The organism is Methanoculleus sp. MH98A (genome assembly GCF_000691865.1).
Classification (GTDB): Archaea; Halobacteriota; Methanomicrobia; order Methanomicrobiales; family Methanoculleaceae; genus Methanoculleus.
The window spans coordinates 1-19,242 of sequence record NZ_JMIO01000042.1 but is presented as its reverse complement, the minus strand read 5'-3'; the positions used below and the strand labels follow the sequence as shown (position 1 = coordinate 19,242).

General features: G+C 64.4%; 20 protein-coding genes and 1 other RNA gene. 16 read left to right on the top strand and 5 right to left on the bottom strand.

Annotated elements, in window-relative coordinates; genetic code table 11:
- The first annotated feature begins 305 nt into the window (after window positions 1-305).
- Complete coding sequence (gene tpiA, locus EI28_RS06975) at window positions 306-974, top strand: triose-phosphate isomerase (RefSeq protein ID WP_048113797.1); 669 nt, start codon at window positions 306-308, stop codon at window positions 972-974.
- Window positions 975-976: 2 nt separating this feature from the next.
- On the opposite strand, the gene EI28_RS06970 is transcribed toward tpiA, so the two are convergent.
- Window positions 977-1,531 carry a CBS domain-containing protein gene (locus tag EI28_RS06970; protein ID WP_048113796.1) on the bottom strand — a complete coding sequence of 185 codons (555 nt, stop codon included), beginning with the start codon at window positions 1,529-1,531 and terminating at the stop codon, window positions 977-979.
- A gap of 86 nt (window positions 1,532-1,617) precedes the next feature.
- On the opposite strand from EI28_RS06970, the gene EI28_RS06965 reads away from it, so the two are divergent.
- On the top strand, window positions 1,618-1,878 hold the full coding sequence (locus EI28_RS06965) for a hypothetical protein (protein WP_048113794.1): 261 nt from the start codon (window positions 1,618-1,620) through the stop codon (window positions 1,876-1,878).
- Between the two features lie 26 nt (window positions 1,879-1,904).
- Here the strand turns inward: EI28_RS06965 and rnpB are convergent.
- An RNA gene (rnpB, locus tag EI28_RS13160) (RNase P RNA component) lies at window positions 1,905-2,246 on the bottom strand.
- Between the two features lie 169 nt (window positions 2,247-2,415).
- Here rnpB and EI28_RS06960 point away from each other — a divergent pair.
- Genes EI28_RS06960 through EI28_RS15460 form a run of 6 tightly spaced genes read left to right on the top strand, consistent with a single transcriptional unit; the run spans window position 2,416 to window position 6,648 of the window.
- Window positions 2,416-2,976 carry a hypothetical protein gene (locus tag EI28_RS06960; protein ID WP_048113792.1) on the top strand — a complete coding sequence of 187 codons (561 nt, stop codon included), beginning with the start codon at window positions 2,416-2,418 and terminating at the stop codon, window positions 2,974-2,976.
- Window positions 2,977-3,005: 29 nt separating this feature from the next.
- Complete coding sequence (locus EI28_RS06955; protein ID WP_048113791.1) at window positions 3,006-3,572, top strand: TIGR00296 family protein; 567 nt, start codon at window positions 3,006-3,008, stop codon at window positions 3,570-3,572.
- 5 nt (window positions 3,573-3,577) lie between these two features.
- A complete protein-coding gene (tgtA, locus tag EI28_RS06950) occupies window positions 3,578-5,029 on the top strand; it encodes a tRNA guanosine(15) transglycosylase TgtA (protein ID WP_048113789.1) in 1,452 nt (483 codons plus the stop codon).
- Window positions 5,016-6,215, top strand: a complete 1,200-nt coding sequence (gene arcS, locus EI28_RS06945; RefSeq protein WP_369792265.1) for an archaeosine synthase subunit alpha — start codon at window positions 5,016-5,018, stop codon at window positions 6,213-6,215. Before tgtA ends, arcS begins: the two co-directional genes overlap by 14 nt.
- 26 nt (window positions 6,216-6,241) lie before the next feature.
- Entirely contained in the window at window positions 6,242-6,448 is a 207-nt protein-coding gene (locus EI28_RS15465) for a hypothetical protein (RefSeq protein WP_369792264.1), read from the top strand.
- The gene (locus EI28_RS15460; RefSeq protein WP_369792266.1) at window positions 6,412-6,648 is read left to right on the top strand and encodes a PUA domain-containing protein; all 237 of its coding nucleotides are present in this window, start codon (window positions 6,412-6,414) and stop codon (window positions 6,646-6,648) included. Before EI28_RS15465 ends, EI28_RS15460 begins: the two co-directional genes overlap by 37 nt.
- Before the next feature lie 637 nt (window positions 6,649-7,285).
- On the opposite strand, the gene EI28_RS06940 is transcribed toward EI28_RS15460, so the two are convergent.
- Window positions 7,286-7,609 carry a YbjQ family protein gene (locus EI28_RS06940; RefSeq protein WP_048113787.1) on the bottom strand — a complete coding sequence of 108 codons (324 nt, stop codon included), beginning with the start codon at window positions 7,607-7,609 and terminating at the stop codon, window positions 7,286-7,288.
- Between the two features lie 7 nt (window positions 7,610-7,616).
- A complete protein-coding gene (locus tag EI28_RS14405; RefSeq protein WP_197018470.1) occupies window positions 7,617-7,793 on the bottom strand; it encodes a hypothetical protein in 177 nt (58 codons plus the stop codon).
- Window positions 7,794-7,973: 180 nt separating this feature from the next.
- Between EI28_RS14405 and EI28_RS06935 the strand changes: the two genes are divergently transcribed.
- Window positions 7,974-8,834 (top strand): sulfide/dihydroorotate dehydrogenase-like FAD/NAD-binding protein, encoded by an 861-nt coding sequence (locus EI28_RS06935; RefSeq protein WP_082223107.1) that lies wholly within the window; start codon window positions 7,974-7,976, stop codon window positions 8,832-8,834.
- On the top strand, window positions 8,827-10,170 hold the full coding sequence (gene gltA, locus EI28_RS06930) for an NADPH-dependent glutamate synthase (RefSeq protein ID WP_048113800.1): 1,344 nt from the start codon (window positions 8,827-8,829) through the stop codon (window positions 10,168-10,170). Before EI28_RS06935 ends, gltA begins: the two co-directional genes overlap by 8 nt.
- Before the next feature lie 131 nt (window positions 10,171-10,301).
- Here the strand turns inward: gltA and EI28_RS06925 are convergent, their stop codons facing one another.
- Complete coding sequence (locus EI28_RS06925) at window positions 10,302-10,694, bottom strand: hypothetical protein (protein ID WP_155937289.1); 393 nt, start codon at window positions 10,692-10,694, stop codon at window positions 10,302-10,304.
- Between the two features lie 29 nt (window positions 10,695-10,723).
- Between EI28_RS06925 and EI28_RS06920 the strand changes: the two genes are divergently transcribed.
- Genes EI28_RS06920 through malQ form a run of 6 tightly spaced genes read left to right on the top strand, consistent with a single transcriptional unit; the run spans window position 10,724 to window position 19,131 of the window.
- The gene (locus tag EI28_RS06920; RefSeq protein WP_048113783.1) at window positions 10,724-12,169 is read left to right on the top strand and encodes a glycoside hydrolase family 57 protein; all 1,446 of its coding nucleotides are present in this window, start codon (window positions 10,724-10,726) and stop codon (window positions 12,167-12,169) included.
- Window positions 12,151-13,323 (top strand): glycosyltransferase family 4 protein, encoded by a 1,173-nt coding sequence (locus EI28_RS06915; RefSeq protein ID WP_048113781.1) that lies wholly within the window; start codon window positions 12,151-12,153, stop codon window positions 13,321-13,323. Before EI28_RS06920 ends, EI28_RS06915 begins: the two co-directional genes overlap by 19 nt.
- A gap of 4 nt (window positions 13,324-13,327) precedes the next feature.
- Window positions 13,328-15,256, top strand: coding sequence for a 1,4-alpha-glucan branching protein GlgB (gene glgB, locus EI28_RS06910; RefSeq protein ID WP_048113778.1), 1,929 nt, complete (start codon window positions 13,328-13,330; stop codon window positions 15,254-15,256).
- A gap of 6 nt (window positions 15,257-15,262) precedes the next feature.
- Window positions 15,263-16,261, top strand: a complete 999-nt coding sequence (locus EI28_RS14805; RefSeq protein WP_231476633.1) for a hypothetical protein — start codon at window positions 15,263-15,265, stop codon at window positions 16,259-16,261.
- A 58-nt stretch (window positions 16,262-16,319) separates the two neighbouring features.
- The gene (locus EI28_RS14800; protein ID WP_231476635.1) at window positions 16,320-17,621 is read left to right on the top strand and encodes a DUF3536 domain-containing protein; all 1,302 of its coding nucleotides are present in this window, start codon (window positions 16,320-16,322) and stop codon (window positions 17,619-17,621) included.
- 13 nt (window positions 17,622-17,634) lie between these two features.
- A complete protein-coding gene (gene malQ, locus EI28_RS06900; protein WP_048113777.1) occupies window positions 17,635-19,131 on the top strand; it encodes a 4-alpha-glucanotransferase in 1,497 nt (498 codons plus the stop codon).
- Window positions 19,132-19,242: the final 111 nt, after the last annotated feature.

Genomic DNA, 19,242 nt, shown 5'->3' with positions numbered 1-19,242 from the left:
AATATATGGGGTTCTTCTATCTCACGCGAAGTCGCGAAGGGGGATTGGGATAGCAATCAATTTCTTCGCGGCTTCGCGTTCTTCGCGTGAGACGACGTTACGTGAAATCTTGAAGGAGATAGTCACTATATATTTCAGGTGAAAGAATCCTGGGGTGTAAGTGCTCTGATTAGGATATGTCGAAGGTTCAGAAATTTTTTCGGGACGACCTCTGGTATTAATAACCACAATGATAAATAAGCAAACTACTCAAAGCGGATAACGCTGATGTTTGGTATGTATCCGCCTATTATGAGGTTATGAATATGGATTCCCCGTTCGTTCTGGTCAATCTCAAGACCTATCAGGAGGGTATGGGCAGCAACGCCCACCGGATCGCCGCTGCGGCCGAGACCGTGGCAAAAGAGAGCGGAGCCGTCATCGGTATCGCGCCGGTCTTTACCGAGCTTCACCCGATGAGCCAGCACTACGCGATCCCGGTCTATGCCCAGCATATCGATGCGATTACGCCCGGCGCCCATACCGGCCATATTCTCCCGGAAGCCGTCCGGTCGGCGGGCGCACGGGGCACCCTGATCAACCACTCCGAGCGCCGCCTCACCCTGGCCGATATCGACGCCTGCGTCGAGAGCGCCCGGAGACTCCACCTCGAGTCGGTCGTCTGCACGAACAACGACGCGACGAGCGCCGCCGCCGCAGCCCTCCGTCCCGACTACGTGGCGATCGAGCCCCCGGAACTGATCGGGAGCGGTGTCTCGGTCTCGAAGGCCGACCCGGGGATCATCGAGCGGTCGGTCAACGCTGTTCGGGCGGTGAACCCGGACGTCAGGGTCCTGACCGGGGCGGGCATCCAGTCGGGCGAGTGCGTGAAGATCGCCGTCGACCTCGGGACATGCGGCGTCCTCCTCGCCTCAAGCGTGGTCAAGGCCGACGATCCCGAAGCGGTTCTCCGGGACCTGGTCTCACTGCTCTAAAATCAGGTGATCAACGATATCAGGTCGTGCTTGGTGATCACACCCTGCACCTTCCCCTTCTCGATAACGACGACCGCATGGCTGTGGTGCAGGAGGTGGACGACCGTATCGATGGATGCTGTCGGGGGAACCGTCGGGAACCCGGGCTCCAGGTAGTCCTGCACAAGTTTCCGGTGCGTCTGGTGGAGCCCTCCTTCCTCCATGGCGTTCATGATTGCCGATTCGGATATGCACCCGACAGGCACCTCCTTCTCGAGCACCGGCAGCTGGGAGATACCATTTTTTCCCATGATCTCGACGGCACGGCCGACGGGATCGTCCGGGGCGACGGAGAGCACGGGGGTGTGCATCACGTCGGCCGCCGTGATTGTTGAGTTTTCAGCTGCCTGCAGAACATCCACGATCTTGGCGAGCGTGCTCACCCTCGGGTCCACGCTGCCCGCCTCGATCCGCGCGACCATGGACTGGCTGATTCCGGCCATACGGGCCACATCAGCCTGCTTTAGACCCATACGGAGTCTTTTTTCCCGCAGTTCCGCCGGGGTGGGTATCTCCATCTTATTACTAATAGTAATTTTTTTACATATATATTTGCCTATGGGCACTGGAGGGGTTTAATATACCCCGGGCACATGGGAAGGGCATGGCCGTAACAGAGGAGGAGCAGCAGACCGTTCTTGCAAAGGTCAGGGATGTCCTCTCGACCTACCACACCCGGGACGCCGTCTTTAGCGAACTGGAGATCCTCGGGTTCGAAGCCAGGGCGGAGCATGGAGACGTCATATCCATGGAGAACACACCCGCCGAGGTCTTTGTCCAGCTCTTCGTGAACGAACGGGGCGACGTCTTCGACTCGCATGTCGTGACGTTTGAGGAGATCGAACTGAAACCAAAGGGTGGTTAAACTACCATAAAAGTGTTTCATTGTAAGAGTGGGAGGAGTAAGCCTCCTTCTGTTCGGTGCGGCATTCAGCTACGCGCCATACCTGGGCGGATACCAGACGATCCATATGCCCGATTCTGGCTTGCACCCGCAGGGATTCACCGTTTCATCGTTTCCCGCCGCTGCGTTCAACGAGTTGCGCGGAAACCCGCGCCGCTCGCCCCCGGACGGGGGCTCGATCGTTTCATCACTGACGGCGGGCCGTGTCGTTTCTGTGTCATTGCCGTGACTCTCGCCACCCGCACTTGCATGCGGCTGCGTGTCTGGCCGGTGGGAGGACTTTCCTCAGCGGCACAGGATGTGCCACCGTCGGCCGCACTCTCCCTCTCCCATATATTATCTACCACGGGAATATATACCCGTGCGGGTGCTCCGCCCGGGTTCTCCCCCAGCCGCCCGAAATAGAACCGTTCTACGGTCGTTTCCGGATCGGCCGCGCATACCGAAAACACAGATACGTTTATATACCTTCTCCAGGGTCTTACCATTGGCGTTACCATGGGGGGAAGCGAAGTTCATACACACCTGGAGCTTGCGGCAATCTTTGCGGCGTTCGTCGCGGTTGCCACACTCTTCTCGCTCGTCTCGTCCGGGGCGGGCGCTATGGGCGGCGGCTCAACACCTGATTCGGACATGTATCCTGTCTTTGCCGCAGGCGAACCGTGTCTTGAACCGATCGGGGAAGTCACCGGCTCCTCGTCGATTCAGGGGCTCTCCGGCACCTTCGTCGATACCGTCGCCGTCCGCGTCGCCCATACCGGGGAAGACGATCCGGTCGACCTTGCCCGGGCCACCGTGACGGTCATGGCAGGGACGTATCTTGAGATCCTCGCCCCGTCCAAAGACACCCTTCCGGAACCGGGGACGTGGTCGGCGGCAACACCCCGGGGCGACAACCTCCTTGGTGCCGGGGAGGAATGCACAATCCGGCTCCGCCTCGACCGGCCCATCCCCGCAGGCGAGTCCCTGACCGTTCTGGTGCGCCCCGAGGGCAACGCGCCCTGCTCCATCACCTCTCCGGCCTGTGCTCCCGCTCCCTCTTCTCCCGAGAAAGACTAAAAGTATTCAATATCATACAACCCATTTTGATGGAAATGCTGACCCCGGAAGAAGGCAGAACGGCAGTTCGTCTGGCACGCAAAACCATCGAGACAGCCGTCGACGGCGAACGGATGGTGCTGCCCGATCTCCCAGAGGTTTTTGGGGAGAAGCGCGGCGTCTTCGTCACGATCAAGCGGCAGGGGCATCTCCGAGGATGCATCGGCCTCCCGTACCCGGTAAAACCGCTCGGCGAAGCGATCCTTGAAGCGGCCGCATCGGCGGCTCTCGAGGATCCCCGGTTCCCGCCGGTATCGCGGCGGGAACTCGACGGCCTCGATCTCGAGGTGACGGTGCTCACGCTTCCCCTGACGCTCGACTGCCCGCCGGAGGAGCGCCTCGACCACGTCGAAGTCGGGAAGCACGGCCTGATCGTCAGCGGCCTCGGGAGAGGAGGTCTTCTCCTCCCGCAGGTCCCGAACGAGTACGGCTGGGACAGCAGAGAGTTCCTCGACCAGACCTGCGTCAAGGCCGGGCTTCCGCCCGGGTGCTGGAAGCGCGCTGACGTCGCCGTGCAGACGTTCGAGGGGCAGATATTCGAAGAAAAGGCGGTTTAAACCGAATGGCAATTACTTTTGAAGTCATACACAAAGATATCGCGGGAAGGGTCGGCAAACTCAGGGTGAACGATAAAACGGTCCGGACGCCCGCGCTCCTCCCCGTCGTCAACCCCCACCTCCCCCTGGTCACCCCCCGCGAGATGCAGGAGATGGGCGTCGAAGCGCTGATCACGAACGCCTACATATTCAGGCGGAGCACCGAATTCCACGACCGGGCGCTCGCGGAAGGGCTTCATGGCGTCCTCGACTTCGACGGCGTCATCATGACCGACTCGGGCTCGTTTCAGCTCTCCGTCTACGGGGAGGTCGAGGTGAGCAACCCCGACACGCTCGAGTTCCAGCAGGCGATAAAAAGCGACATCGTCGTCCCCCTGGACATCCCCACCCCGCCGGACGCAGGGCCCGGGAGGGCGGCACGGGAACTCGCGGTCACGATGGAGCGGATCCGGGAGGCACAGGCCCTCTTCCCCGACGCGAACCTGGCAGCGCCGGTGCAGGGCGGCATCTTCACCGACCTCCGCGAGAAGGCGGGCCGCGCCGTCCGGGACCTCGACTTCACCTTCGCTCCCATCGGCGCCGTGGTGCCGCTGATGGAGAGTTACCGCTACAAGGAACTCGTGCAGGTCGTCCTTGCGGCGAAACGCGGCCTCTCCCCGGCGACCGCCGTCCACCTCTTCGGCGCAGGCCACCCGTCGATGTTCGCCCTCGCCGTCGCGATGGGCTGCGACCTCTTCGACTCGGCCGCATACGCCCTCTTCGCCCGGGAAGGACGCTACATCACCCCGCACGGGAGCCTCAAGATCGATGAACTCGCGGAACTCCCCTGCGCCTGCCGGGTCTGCCGCTCGATGACCGCCGACGAGCTCCGGAAGTCCGACGACCGGGAGCGGCTGCTCGCCCTCCACAACCTGCACGTCACTCTTGCGGAGATCGCCCGCATCCGGCAGGCGATCCAGGACGGGACGCTCTGGGAACTGGTCGACGAGCGGTGCCGGAGCCACCCGCGCCTGCTCGACGGCTACCGGGAACTCCTCGCCCACGCTGCGGAACTCGAACGTGACGATCCCGTCTCCAAGCGCCGGTTCTTCTACCGGGGCTCGGAGACCTGCCGGAGAACGGAGGTGCTCCGGTTCCACGAGGTCATCCCCCGCATCCCCCTCGGGGAACGGGTGCTCGTCTCGTTCAACGGGCAGGAAGCGTCCGGGTTCGACACCGTCCTGAACTTCAAGCCTCCCTTCGGGCCGTACCCGGTGGAACTCGCGGAGACCTTCCCGGTAGGCCAGAGCGAGGTCCCGGAATGGGACGACGATATGGTCAGGTCGGGGTGTGCAGGCATCCGGGCGCTGATGGAGGCGCACCCGGGGAGCCGGTTCGCCGTCCGGTGCGGCGAGGAGTGGGCGCCCCTCGTCCTCGAAGAGGTGCCCGGTGCGGAGGTGCTCTATGAGCAGGTATGAGGCGCAGAAACGCGACGGTCTCGCCCGGGTAGGAACCTACGAGCACGAAGAGGCAAGCGTATCCCTCCCCGCCGCCCTCGATACGGATGCCCTCTTCCCCACGCTCCGCGACCGGGCTCTCTCGAACGTCCCGCTCGCCATCGACCCGGCGTTCGTGGAGAACTACTTTTCCCCCGGCGAGGGGCAGCCGGTGGCCGTCCACCCGCTCGCCGCCTCGGCGGAGTCCGGCGACTGCGTCATGGTCGCGAACTGGCATACGGCGGAGAAGAACCCCCGGAATTACGCAGGATGGCTTGCCGGCTTAAAAGAGAAGATCCCGCCGGACACCGCATGGTACGCCCCGGTTGCGGCGCTCCCCTCGACCGCCTGCCTCCTCGTCTACTCGGGCTTCGACCTCTTTGACTACCGGGGGGTCGACCTCGCCACGGCGCAGAAGAAGTTCTGCCTCTCCGAAGGCGAGTTTCCCGCGTCGATGATGGAGACCGGGGTCTGCGGGTGCGAGGGGTGCCGGGAGGGCGACCTTCTCCGGCACAACCGTCTCGCGCTCGACCGCGAGCTCGCCCTCGTCCGGCACTACGTCGAGGCCGGCAGGCTCCGGGAACTGATGGAGGCCCGGTGCCGCACGGACGCCGCACAGGTCGGCATCCTCCGGTTCCTCGACCGCAACTACGCGTTCATGGAGCGCTCCCTCCCGGTGGCGCGGGCGATCCCGATGCAGGCCAACACCGCCGAGTCGCAGAACCGGGCGGAAGTCCGGCGGTTCGCCGACCGGGTGATCGAGCGGTTCGTCCCGACCAGAACGGACGTCGCGGTCCTCCTGCCCTGCTCGGCGAGGAAGCCCTACTCGCTCTCACGGAGCCACAGGCTCTTTGTGAACACCGTGAACCGGCGGGCGCACGAACTGATCGTCACCTCGCCGCTTGGCCTCGTGCCGAGAGAACTCGAGCGGGTCTACCCGGCGGCGCACTACGACGTGCCGGTGACCGGCTACTGGGACCGCGAGGAGTGCGCCTTCATCGCCGATATCCTCACCCGCTACTTCGCTGCACACCCCTACCGCCGGGTGATCGCGCACCTTGAGGGCGGGGCGCTCACGGTTGCGGAGATGGCGGCGGAAGCCTGCGGCATCGACCTCGAGGTGACCTGCGAGGGCCACCCGACGTCCCCGGGTTCCTGCGGGCATTAAACGCCGCCCTCGAAGGCGAGCGGAGGATGCAGACCGACACCATCCGCGGCACGGTCTCCTGGCAGTTCGGGACGGAGATCAGCACGAAGGGCCTCCAGCTCCGGGGGAGGAGCATGCAGATGGCGGTGCTCCGCGGGAAGCAGCAGCTCTTCAGCGTCGACGCGGGGACCGGGCTCTTCCGCCCGACGTTTGCCGGCTGGGACCTGATCCCGGAGGCTACCGGGTCAGGATAGATTCGTTCGTACCGCAGGGCGACGTCCTCGCCCCGGGCATCACGGACTGCGATCCCCGTATCCGGGAGGGCGACGAGGTGCTGGTCGAAGGACCGCTCGCGATCGCCACCGGGCGGGCGACGATGGGCGCAGACGAGATGCTCCGGTCGAAGCGCGGGGTCGCGGTGCGGGTGCGGAAGGTGAAGAAGGTCGGGGAGTGAATGAGCCCGAGGGGCTCTGTCCCCTTGAGGCTTCATGTTTTGCAGCGGTTGACCCTGAAATCGCTGCAGGGCGTCGTTTTTTGTGTCTAAGACATCAGGTAGCACAGTCAAACGAGTATAGGGTCCGGGTACAGTGGACCGTGGGAATATCGCCATGGGGAGGGGCTGACGGGGAGTGCGATGGTTCATAGAACCGGAGCTCGACCACCGTCAGGTGGGAAGGGGGGAGCATCCCCCCTCCCCTGTCTCTACCCCAGAAGGCTATACCTGTACCCCCACTCGAAGACCTTCGGTCTTCTCAAGCTCCGGACGTCCCGTCCGTCGCACCCCGCCCGGCCTTCGGCCTCCTCACTCGCACCTGCGGTGCTCAAACTCCTGCTGTTCCAGCAGTCGTTCCCCTCCCCAGGGGGCGGGCAGTGCGTGGCGATAAGCGATGGTTCGGAGAACCGGAGCTAGAGCACCGAAGGTGCGAAGCCGATGGAAATCCGTGTTACGGAAATGTGTGAGTAGCAAGAGTTTTAATCCCCAGCAAGAAGTCAAACACGTTCCCGATACCCACGGCCTCAAATCCGTACTGTAAATCCCAAACAAAAAAAGAAAGACAGTCTCCCCCGCCGCCAAAAACCCCGAAGAACCCTTACTTCCTCGGGACGAGTTTCACCGCCGTCCCGTAGGCAAGAAGTTCCGCCGCACCACCCATTGTCTGCGACGTTGCAAACCGGATATTCACCACTGCGTCGGCGCCGAGATCGTGCGCGGCATTGGCCATCCGGTTGTAGGCCTCGGTCCGGGCGTCGGCGAGCATGGACGTGTATTCCTCGAGTTCCCCGCCGACGAGACTCTTTAACCCCGCCATGACGTCTCTTCCTACGTTCTTCGCCCGTACGGTGTTGCCGGAGACCACGCCGAGAATCTCCCCTACGGCGTAGCCCGGCACTTCTTCAGTCGTCGTTAGTATCATATCCAGTTCACTCCTTGATTGCTTCGAGGACCTCCTCGCGCCCCCGCCAGATGATCAGCGCGAGGCCGATCACGATGAGCGGGATGCTGTAGATGAGGAGGAACGGGATCCCCAGGACCGCGATGAGCGCGATCGCAGCGCCGATGGCGGTCAGGACAATCCCCCAGATTACCTGGCTCCGCATACCTATCCCTGTGACGGATCAACGGATAACCGTTCATGTTTTTTACTCCGCATCCATGTTCGCTCCGGTCGGCCATGGAGTGCGGTTCAAGGTAGAGGAGCTGCAGTAAAGAGGCTGAAGCCACAATATGTACGAAGCGTTAGATGCATTTCGACGTCAAGAAGACCAACATCATCAGGAGTGAAGCGGTTGTATAAGATAGAATTGGCGACAAAACTCGCCGACCGGGTTTACGAATACTGGATACGCGCGCCGCAGGTGGCGCAGCATGCACGGGCGGGCCAGTTTATCATCCTGCGCCTGCACGAAGCGGGCGAGCGGATACCGCTCACCATCTCCGCGGTCAGGGGGGACACCGTCCGGGTGATTTTCATGACCGTCGGCAAGACGACCGAGGAGCTTGCGACCCTCAGCGCGGGCGACAGCATCAGCGACGTCGTGGGGCCGCTCGGCAAACCGAGCGAGATCGGCAACTACGGCACCTGCTGCGTCATCGGCGGCGGTGTCGGGATCGCGAGCACGCCCCTCATCGCAAAAGAACTCAAAGATGCCGGCAACCACGTCATCGGCATCATCGGTGCGCGGAACGCCGATCTCCTCATCCTGGAGGACGAGATGGAGGAGATCTGCGACGAGTTCTACATCACGACCGACGACGGGAGCAAGGGCGTCCACGGGTTTGCGGCCGACGTCCTGAAGAAACTGCTTGAGGAGAGGAAGATCGACCGGGTCTGGATCATCGGCCCCGCCATCATGATGAAGGTCACCTCCGGCGCGACGCTGCCCTACGGCGTCAAGACCTACGTCAGCCTCAACCCGATCATGGTCGACGGGACGGGGATGTGCGGGTCCTGCCGGGTGACCGTCGGCGGGGAGACGAAGTTCGCCTGCGTCGACGGCCCCGAATTCGACGCCCACCAGGTCGATTTCGCCGAACTGATGCAGCGGCAGCGGATCTACACCACGCAGGAGAAGGCCTCGCTTGAGCGGTTCGCGGAGCACCGGTGCCGGTGCGGCGAAGGAGGCCACCACCATGAGTGACCGGCCGGCCGACGTCCGGATCAAGGACTTTGGGGAGGTCGACTGCGGCCTCTCCGCCGACGAGGCCGTCGCCGAGGCGGAGCGGTGCCTGCAGTGCAAGAAACCCCTCTGCGTAACGGGCTGTCCGGTCAACATCGATATCCCTGCGTTCATCGGGCATGTCGCGGAGGGGGACTTCCCCGCGGCCGCACGGGCGCTCAAGGAGCAGAACATGCTCCCGGCCATCTGCGGGCGGGTCTGCCCGCAGGAGACCCAGTGCGAGGGCGTCTGCATCCTCGGCAACAAGGAGACTCCGATCCGGATCGGCGCGCTCGAGCGGTTCGTGGCCGACCGGGAGCGGGAGAACGACCCTACCCTCCCCGATGTGGCAAAGCCGACCGGGAAGCGGGTGGCGGTCGTGGGGTCCGGCCCGGCGGGGCTGACGGCCGCGGCCGAACTCGCCCGCGCCGGCCATGCCGTCACGATCTATGAATCGCTCCACGAGGCCGGCGGGGTCCTGACCTACGGCATCCCCGCGTTCCGGCTCCCCAAAGACGTCGTCAAAGCGGAGATCGAACAGGTGCTTGCCCTCGGCGCCCGGTTGAAGAAGAACCACCTCGTGGGCCGGAGCGTCAGCGTGGACGAACTCCTTGGCTACGATGCGGTCTTCCTCGCGACCGGGGCGGGGCTCCCCGCGTTCATGTGCATCCCGGGGGAGAACTTGAACGGCGTCTACTCGGCAAACGAGTTCCTGACAAGAGTAAACCTGATGCACGCCGAGGCGTTTCCAGAGTCCGACACCCCGGTCATGCACGCCGCCCGCGTGGCGGTGATCGGCGGCGGGAACGTCGCGATGGACTCCGCCCGGGTGGCGCGCCGCCTGGGGGCGAAGGTCTCCCTGATCTACCGGCGGGGCGAGGAGGAGATGCCGGCACGGAGGGCCGAGGTCCTGCACGCACAGGAGGAGGGGATCGAGTTTTACACCTGCACGAACCCGACCCGGATCCTCGGCGAGCAGTGCGTCGCGGGGATCGAGTGCGTGAAGATGTCCCTCTGCGGCCTCGACGCGAGCGGCCGCCGGTCCCCCGAGCCGATCGAGGGGAGCGAGTTCACCCTCGACGTGGACATGGTCGTCCAGGCGATCGGCACGAGCCCGAACCCGCTCCTCGTCTCCCTGATCCCGGGCCTCAAGCGCGCCCGGAAGGGCAACGTCGTCGTCGACGAGAACGGCCGGACGTCCATCCCCCACGTCTACGCCGGCGGGGACATCGCCACCGGCGCGGCGACGGTGATCGAGGCGATGGGCTCGGCGAAGAAGGCGGCCGCGGCGATCGACGCGATGCTGAAGGGAGAATAAGGTTCTCCCAAGAACGTGACGCAGGGGCTCCCGGTTCACCGGCCGGGATCCGCATCGTCACTGCTATTTTTAATTCGCGTGAAGCAACGCTGCATGTGAAATTCTGGGTGCAATGGTACAGGAGGGCCGTGTCACCCGAGCTCGAACGACGTCACGCCGAAGATCTCACGGATAGGGAGATCGGGGATGGCTTTCGTGTAGATCCGCCCCGTCTCAAAGACGGGCGACATCCCGTGCCGGCGGGCGAGCGCTACGGCGGCGGTGTTCGGTTCCGGCGTATCCAGGTAGACCGGCTCGCCCGTCACCTGCGAAGAGAGAGCAATGAAGATCTCTTCCGCAATCTCCGGCGTTTCCGCAAAGAGCGACCCGATCTTGTAGCCGCTCCGGCACCTCCGGATGACGCCGTATCCTGCGAATTTACCGTCTTCGGCGAGAACGGCCCGGCCAATGGTCCTCTCCCGTTCCCGGTGCACCGGCGCCGGGAGAAGCGAACTGGATCGATGGGCACCCGGAGCCGACGACATTTATATACGGAAACCCCCATCTACCACCGATGACGGGCGAGGGCTTAAATCCACCAAAGGTCTGTCTGGGATTCGATATTCACTATCCCTGTTACCTCAATCCCGGATTTCGGCCAGGTACGGTAAAGAGAACAAAAGACGCGAAAGACAGTTATTTTAATCCGAATATGAAGGAAGACCTGGGAGATGTCATCGACCGTTCTTTTTGGCCGGCAACGGAGATACTCCTCGACCTCCTGGACGGCGGGTTTGCCTGCGCCCTCAGCATCTCCGGGACGGTTGTGGAGCGCCTTGAGGAGTGGTACCCGGAGACGCTCGACCTCCTCTCCCGTGCGGCCACCCACCCTAACGTCGAACTCCTCGCCGGGACCTACCACCACAGCGTCGCCGGACTGTTCGCCGATCTTGCGGAGTTTGAAGCCGAACTCCTCATGCATCGCGACCTGATGAAGGAACGCTTCTCCATCGTGCCGACCACGTTTGCGCATACCGACTACCCCATCACCCCCGCCACCGCAGAGGTGCTCGGGGATGCCGGAATCAGGGCGGCCGTCATCGAGGGGGGCGAGGGGCCGGCTCTCGAGAGAGACCCGAACTACACATACACCTACCGCGATCTTCCCGTCATCGTCACCCACTGCGATCTCGCCGACGATATTGCCGTCCGGTTTCCCTGGCGGGGGTGGGACAAATGGCCGCTCATGGCCGACCGGTATGCGGGGTGGCTCTCCGTATCCCCCGGCGACTGCGTCACGCTCTTCCTCGACTACCGGGTCTTCGGGGACGCCATCGGGGCCGAGACGGGCATTCTGGAGTTCCTGCGGGCGCTCCCGGCCGCCCTCGCCGGGGAGGGGATAGAGGCCGTGCGCCCATCGGATGCCGCAAACCTTCCGTCGCACGGGGAGATCGGGGAGACGACCGAACCGGAAAACCTGCAGAGGACCATCCTGCAGCAGTCCGCTCTCCAGGCGCTCGAGGAAGCCGGCGATCTGATTGCGAACAGGGGCATCTGGCGGTGTCTTCTCGATACCGACCATATCCGCAGGATGGCCATGCGCTCGGCCTCGTGCGGGAAACCGCTCCACGCCGTCAGCCACCAGGCGACCCACGACCACTTCGCCTCCTTCATGCGGGTTCTCTCGGATCTCGAGGAGCGATCCGCGGCCGGCGCACGGTCCCGGAAATCCGTCCTCGCGCTCCGTTGCGTCCCGCCGGAGAAGGCGTTCTACTTCTCGTCGCACGAACGGCCGGCCGGCTACGCCGCCCACAGCCTGCAGGAACTCCTGAACCTGCTCGAATTTGCTTCCGACGACGTCATCCGCTATCATGTGGAGCGCGAAGACGTCTCCCGGTGGATCGACCTCGTCATCGGCGACGAAAACCTGGCGAAGAAGGTTTCGGGAGTCTCCGACCGTACCGAACTCCGAACGACGATCCAGAAGAGGATTGACGGACTATGGAAACGCTTAAGATAGCCTTCTTCTGCTGGGAGTCGCTCCATTCCACCTTCAAGGTGGGCGGCCTTGCGCCGGCGGCGACCCACCTCGCCGAGCGCCTTGCCCTGATGGGGCACGAGGTCCATTTCTTCACGCGGGGGGAGGGAGACGACGCGACGATCAACAGCGTCCACTACCACTACTGCCTGCCGTACGGCGACAACGTCATCGAGTACTGCAGGACGATGAGCAACATGCTCGTGGACGCGTTCCGCGCTCACGACACGCCGCCGTTCGACATCCTCCATTTCCACGACTGGCACCTCGTCGAGGCGCTACATGTTCTCCGTGACAGGAACACCGTCCTCTCCTTCCACTCCACCGAGTACGGCCGGCACGGGGGGAATTTTGGCGGCTGGTGGGAGTTCCAGGAGATATCGGGCAAGGAGTGGTACGGGGGCTACATCGCAAAGGCGGTCACGACCGTCTCCTATTCAACGAAGACCGAGGTGATGTGGCTCTACAACATCCCCGAGTGGAAGATCGTCGTCATCCCGAACGGGATCGATCCCGATGCCTACCGCACCCGGGTCGACCCGGGCGAGGTGAAGAAACGTTACGGCATCCACCCGCTCGCTCCCGTCGTCCTCTTCGTCGGGCGTCTCACCTACCAGAAGGGGCCCGACCTCCTGATGCAGGCCATACCCAAGATCCTCGCCAAACGCTGGGACGTGCAGTTTCTCTTCGCCGGCACCGGGGATATGCGCGGTTACCTGGAAGGGGCGGCGAACGGTCTTCCCGTGCAGTTCCTCGGCTACATCTCCGACGAGGATCACGTCCGGCTCCTGAACGCCTGCGACCTTGTCGCCATTCCGAGCAGGAACGAGCCGTTCGGGCTCGTCCTCACGGAGGCCTGGAGCGCGGAGCGTTGCGTCGTCGCGACCGAAGTCGGGGGGCTCGCCGAGAATATCGACAATTTCAAAAACGGGATCAAGGTTCCCGTCCGGTTGGACTCGATCGCCTGGGGAGTCTGCCACCTCATCGACGATCCGGCCTACATGCAGAGGCTCGGGAAAGCCGGCCGGCGGAAAGTGATGGACAGGTTCCGGTGGAGCGTCGTCACCGAACGGATGCTCGGCGTCTACAGGGACATCCCCCTGGCGGGCCGCGATGAAGATACATGGGACGGGTGAGAGCATGCAGCAGACGTTGCCCGACATCACGAAGACCGGGACGCTCGTCACCGACTACGACGTCTACCTCTTCCGGCAGGGGAACCATACCCGCCTCTACGAGAAGCTGGGGGCGCATCCCGCCGTCGCTGACGGTGTGCAGGGGACGTTCTTTTCCGTCTGGGCGCCGAACGCCGCGGAGGTCTCGGTCATCGGGGACTTCAACGGGTGGAAGGCGGGCGAACACCCGCTCGCGGCGCGGGGCGACGACTCCGGCATCTGGGAGGGATTCGTCCCGGAACTCGGCCAGGGGGCGCTCTACAAATACCACATCAGGAGCAGGTACCACGACTACCGCGTGGAGAAGGGCGACCCGTTCGCCCGCTTCTGGGAGGTTCCGCCGAAGACCGCGTCCGTTGTCTGGGACACTACCTACGCCTGGCGCGACCGATCGTGGATGCGCTGCCGGGAAGAGGCGAACACCCCGGACGCCCCGATATCCGTCTATGAGGTTCATATCGGTTCGTGGCGGATGCCGGAGGGGGAGAGACGGTGCATGAACTACCGGGAGATCGCAACCGAACTCGCCGACTACCTGCTCGAGGCCGGTTTCACGCACGTCGAGTTCCTCCCGGTCATGGAGCACCCGCTCTACGCCTCCTGGGGCTACCAGACGCTCGGCTACTTCGCCCCCACGAGCCGGCACGGCACCCCGCAGGACTTCATGCACCTCGTCGAACATCTCCACCTGCGCGGGATCGGGGTGATCCTCGACTGGGTACCGTCCCATTTTCCCTCCGACGGCTACGGCCTCTCCTACTTCGACGGCACCTACCTCTACGAGCATGCCCTTCCCGGCCAGCGCTACCACCCGGAATGGAAGAGTTACGTCTTCAATCTCGCGAGGAACGAGGTCAGGTCGTTTCTCATCAGCAGCGCCGTCTTCTGGCTCGACCGCTACCACGCGGACGGTCTGAGGGTCGACGCGGTCTCTTCGATGCTCTACCTCGACTACGCCCGGAGCGCCGGAGAATGGACGCCGAACGTCTACGGCGGGCGGGAGAACCTTGAGGCGATGGCGTTCCTCCGGAAGGTGAACGACACCGTCCACGCAAACTTCCCGGACGTCCTCGTCGTCGCCGAGGAGGCGACCGCCTGGCCGGGGGTGACCGCCCCGACCGCGACCGGGGGGCTCGGGTTCGACCTGAAGTGGAACATGGGCTGGATGCACGATGCGCTGGACTACTTCACGCTCGACCCGGTCTTTCGGAAGTACCGCCCCGATCTCCTGACGTTCAGCATATGGTACGCGTTCTCCGAGCGTTATGTCCTCCCCCTCTCGCACGACGAGGTCGTTCACGAGAAAAGCGCGCTCATCGGGAAGATGCCCGGCGACGAGTGGCGGAAACGGGCGAATCTTCGTCTCCTATATGGGTATATGTTCACGCACCCGGGCAAGAAACTCCTCTTCATGGGGGGCGAGTTCGGGCAGTGGTCGGAGTGGAGCCACGAGACCGGGCTTGAGTGGGACCTTCTGCAGTATGCTCCGCACCAGGGGATCCTCCGGTGGGTTACCGATTTGAACCGCCTCTACCGGCGGAAGCCCGCCCTCCACGAGCGGGACGCCGATCAGGCGGGGTTCGAGTGGGTCGATTTCTCGGACGTCGAGAAGAGCGTTGTCAGCTACCTGCGGCGGGGGCGGTCGGCCGACGACGTCGTCCTGGTCGTCTGCAACTTCACCCCGGTGCCGCGCTACGACTACCGGATCGGCGTCCCGTTCGGCGGGTTCTGGAAAGAGGTGCTCAACAGCGATGCGGCAGAATACGGCGGGAGCGGTGTCGGGAACCTCGGCGGAATGGAGGCGGAGCGAATCCCCGCCCACGGCCGGTCGTGCTCGCTTCCGCTCACCCTGCCCCCGCTCGGGGTGGTCGTCTTCTGTCCCGAGGGGGCGTGACGATTGATGCGTGCCGTCTGCATCCACGGCCACTTCTACCAGCCCCCGCGCGAGAACCCCTGGCTCGGGGAGGTCGGGGTGCAGCGTTCCGCCGCACCATACCACGACTGGAACGAGCGGGTGACCGCGGAGTGTTACGCCCCGAACACCGCCGCACGCATCCTCGATGATGACGGGATGATCGAGGAACTCGTGAACAACTACGCACGGATCAGTTTCACGGCCGCACCGACGCTTTTTGCCTGGCTCGAGTGGCACCGCCCCCGGATCTACGGTGCGATTCTCGACGCCGACCGCGAGAGCCGGGAGCGTTACGGCGGCCATGGGTCTGCGATCGCCTGCTGCTACAACCACGTCATTATGCCGCTCGCGGCCCGGCGGGACAAACGGGCCCAGGTGACCTGGGGTGTGCGCGATTTCACGGCGCGGTTCGGTCGAATGCCCGAAGGGATGTGGCTTTCGGAGACGGCGGTCGATATCGAGTCCCTGGAGATACTGGCGGCAGCAGGCATCCGGTTCACCATCCTCGCCCCCCACCAGGCCGCAGGCGTGCGGGCGCTCGGGGAGGAAGGCTGGAAAGACGTCTCGGGCGGCCAGGTAGACACGAAGATGCCCTACCTCTGCCGCCTGCCCTCCGGGGGGAGGCATCGCGGTCTTCTTCTACGACGGGGCAATCGCCCGCGACGTCGCGTTCGGCGACCTGCTCTTCGACGGGCGGCGGTTTGCCGGGCGATTGATGGGCGCGTTCTCCCGGGAGAGAGGCCGCCCGGAACTCGTGCATATCGCGACGGATGGGGAAACTTACGGCCACCACCGCGAGTTCGGGGAGATGGCGCTCGCCTACTGCCTCCGGGCTATCGAGGCGCGCCGCGACATCCGCATCACGGTCTACGGCGAGTACCTCGACGCTCACCCGCCCACACACGAGGCGCTTATCCGCGAAGGGACGTCGTGGAGCTGCGCTCACGGTATCGAGCGATGGCGGGCGGAGTGCGGGTGCCATAGCGGGACGCATCCCGGGTGGTCGCAGGCATGGCGCGGGCCGCTCCGGGAGGCGATCGTCATGGTCAGGGATGCTCTCGCCCCCCGGTCGGAGGAGGCGCTCGCGGCCGGTGTCCGCGACAACGCCGTCGATCTCGTCCTCGCCCGGTGGTCGGACGAGAGCGTGGCGGCGTTCTTCTCCCGGCACGCGCCCGGCGGCATCGATGCCGGAGAGCGGCAGCGGGCGCTTTCCCTCCTTGAAGCGGAGCGGCAGGCGATGCTGATGCAGGCGAGCTGCGGCTGGTTCTTCGACGATATCACGGAGCCGGGGAGCGTTCAGGTGATGCGGCACGCGAAACGGGCGATGGATCTCGCCCGGCAGGTTCTCGACCTCGACCTCGAGGCGCGGTTCGTCGAGATCCTCCGCCGTGCTCCCGTAAACGATCCGCGGTACTCGACCGGCGCGGAGGTCTACGATGCCCTGGTCCGGCCGGCGGCGGTCGATCTGTCCCGGATCGCGGCAGGGACCGCCCTATACGCGCTCTTCGGCCTCGACCATCCCGCGGCTGCGTCGGGGATGTACGACGTCGCCGGAGACTGGCCGTACCGCCTGAACGCAAAAGAACGCCGTATCCTCGGGACCGTCCGGGTGCGGTGCCGGGCGACGGGGGAGGAGGCGCTCTTCGATGCGGCCGCGCTCTTTGACGGGATCGACCGGATCATCCTTGGCGTGCGCGAGCCCGGGGGCGGCGAGGCGTTCAGGACGGTATGGGAGAGCTCCGATCCGGCAGGGGCGATAGCCGGTGCCTTTTCCCGGGTCTATACCGCTCCCGACCTCTCCGACGAGGAGCGGTGGACGATCTCCCGCGAGATCGGGCCCGGGATCGGAGACGCCGTCTGCACGGTCTACCGCGATGCGATGCCAACAATCGGGGCGCTCGAAGACCTCGGGCTCCCCGCGCCGGGAGCCGCCGTCCGTCTCCTGGCGCACGCCCGCGCCGAACGGCTGCTCGCGATGATCAGAGAAGGGTGTCCCGACCCCGGGCGGTTCTTCGCGCTCGCGGAGGAGGTGCGGGCGGGGAGCATCGAGCCCGATCTCGCGGCCCTCGGGGAGGCGGCGAGCAGGCGGATCACGCTCGCTCTCCGGGCGGCAGCGGCCCGACCGGATGATCCCGCTCCGCTCGAAGAGGTCTCCCGCACCGTCGGGTGTGCAAAGGTATTTCCTCTACCGCTGGCTCTATGGGAGAGCCAGAACATCTGCGTCGGGATGCGCGGGCATTATGCGGAGATGCGGGAGCGTGCCGGCCGGGGTGACGGGGGTGCAGAACGGTGGGCGGAGGCCTTCGGGAGGGCGGCGGCATGCCTCGGCGTGCGGGTGACGTAGGGAGGAGACGAGCATGAACCGGCGGAGCAGCGGGGTTCTTCTGCATGTCACGTCTCTTCCGTCGCCGTACGGGATCGGCGATCTCGGGCCCGCGGCGTACCGGTTCGTGGATCTCCTCAGCCGTGCCGGGCAGCGCTACTGGCAGATTCTCCCCCTCAACCCGACGTGCCCGGTGTTCGCCAACTCACCCTACCAGAGCACTTCGGCGTTCGCCGGAAACACCTGGCTCATCAGCCCCGAGCAGATGGTCGCAGACGGTTTCCTCGCCCCGGAGGATATCGCAAACCCGCCGGACTTTCCCGCGGACCGGGTCGACTACCGGGCGGTTCTCGACTACAAGAACGGTCTCTTCGATATGGCGTTCGAACGGTTCAAGGAACGCGGCTCCGATTTTCGCTACGAGGATTTCGCGGCCGACAACACGTCGTGGCTCAACGACTATGCCATTTTCATGGCTCTCCGGGAGCGTTTCTCCGGGAGGGTCTGGGGCGACTGGCCGGCCAGAATCCGGGACCGGCACGATGAGGCGTTGCGGAAGTACGGTACGGAACTTGCCGACCGGATCTTTCGGGAGAAGTTCCTCCAGTACGTCTTCGACCGCCAGTGGGAGACGCTCAAGAAGCATTGCCGCATGCGCCACCTCCAGATCATCGGGGATATCCCGTTCTACCTCACCTACGACAGCGTCGACCTCTGGGCAAACCCGGGGCTCTTCAAGCTCGACGAGCAGAAGAAGCCGACCGCTGTCGCGGGCGTGCCGCCGGATATGTTCAGCGATGACGGGCAGCTCTGGGGGAACCCGGTCTACAACTGGGACGCGCACCGGGAGCGGGGATTCGGGTGGTGGGAGAGCCGGATCGATCGCACCCTCACCCTCGTCGACCGGCTGCGTCTCGACCATTTCCGGGGGTTCATGCAGTTCTGGGAGGTGCCTGCCGGGGAAGAGACCGCACGGAACGGGTACTGGGTCGACGCACCCGGCAGAGACCTCTTTACGCTGCTTGCACGGAGCAGGTCGTGCCTTCCCATCATCGCCGAAGACCTCGGTCACATCACTCCCGACGTCCACGAGATGATGGCGTATTTCGGGTTCCCGGGGATGAAGATCCTGACCTTCGGCTTCTCCGGCGACGTCGCGCACAACCCCCATGCGCCCCACAACATCACGGAAGGTTCCGTCGCCTACACGGGGACGCACGACAACAACACCGTCCGGGGGTGGTTCGAGCGCGAGGTCCCCGACGACCAGAAAAACCTCCTGTTCCGCTACATCGGGGGACCGGTGAGCGCCGATGAGATACACCGGATCCTCATCCGTCTCGCGATGCTCTCCCCCGCCGATACCGTCATCGTCCCGATGCAGGACATCCTCGGTCTCGGGGAGGAGGCGCGGATGAACCGGCCGGGCACGACGGAGGGGAACTGGGAGTGGCGGCTCCGGCCCGACCAGGCGGGGGACGAGGGCATGCGGGAGTTCGCCGAGGTGACGGGGATCTACGGGAGGTGGTGAAGGAGGCGGGTTTTCAACTTCCTTAGGTCGCTTCGCTCGGGGTGGAGACTGGAGGAACGGCTGGAGATGTAAAATAGCCCAATACAGTGGACCGTGGGAATATCGCCATAG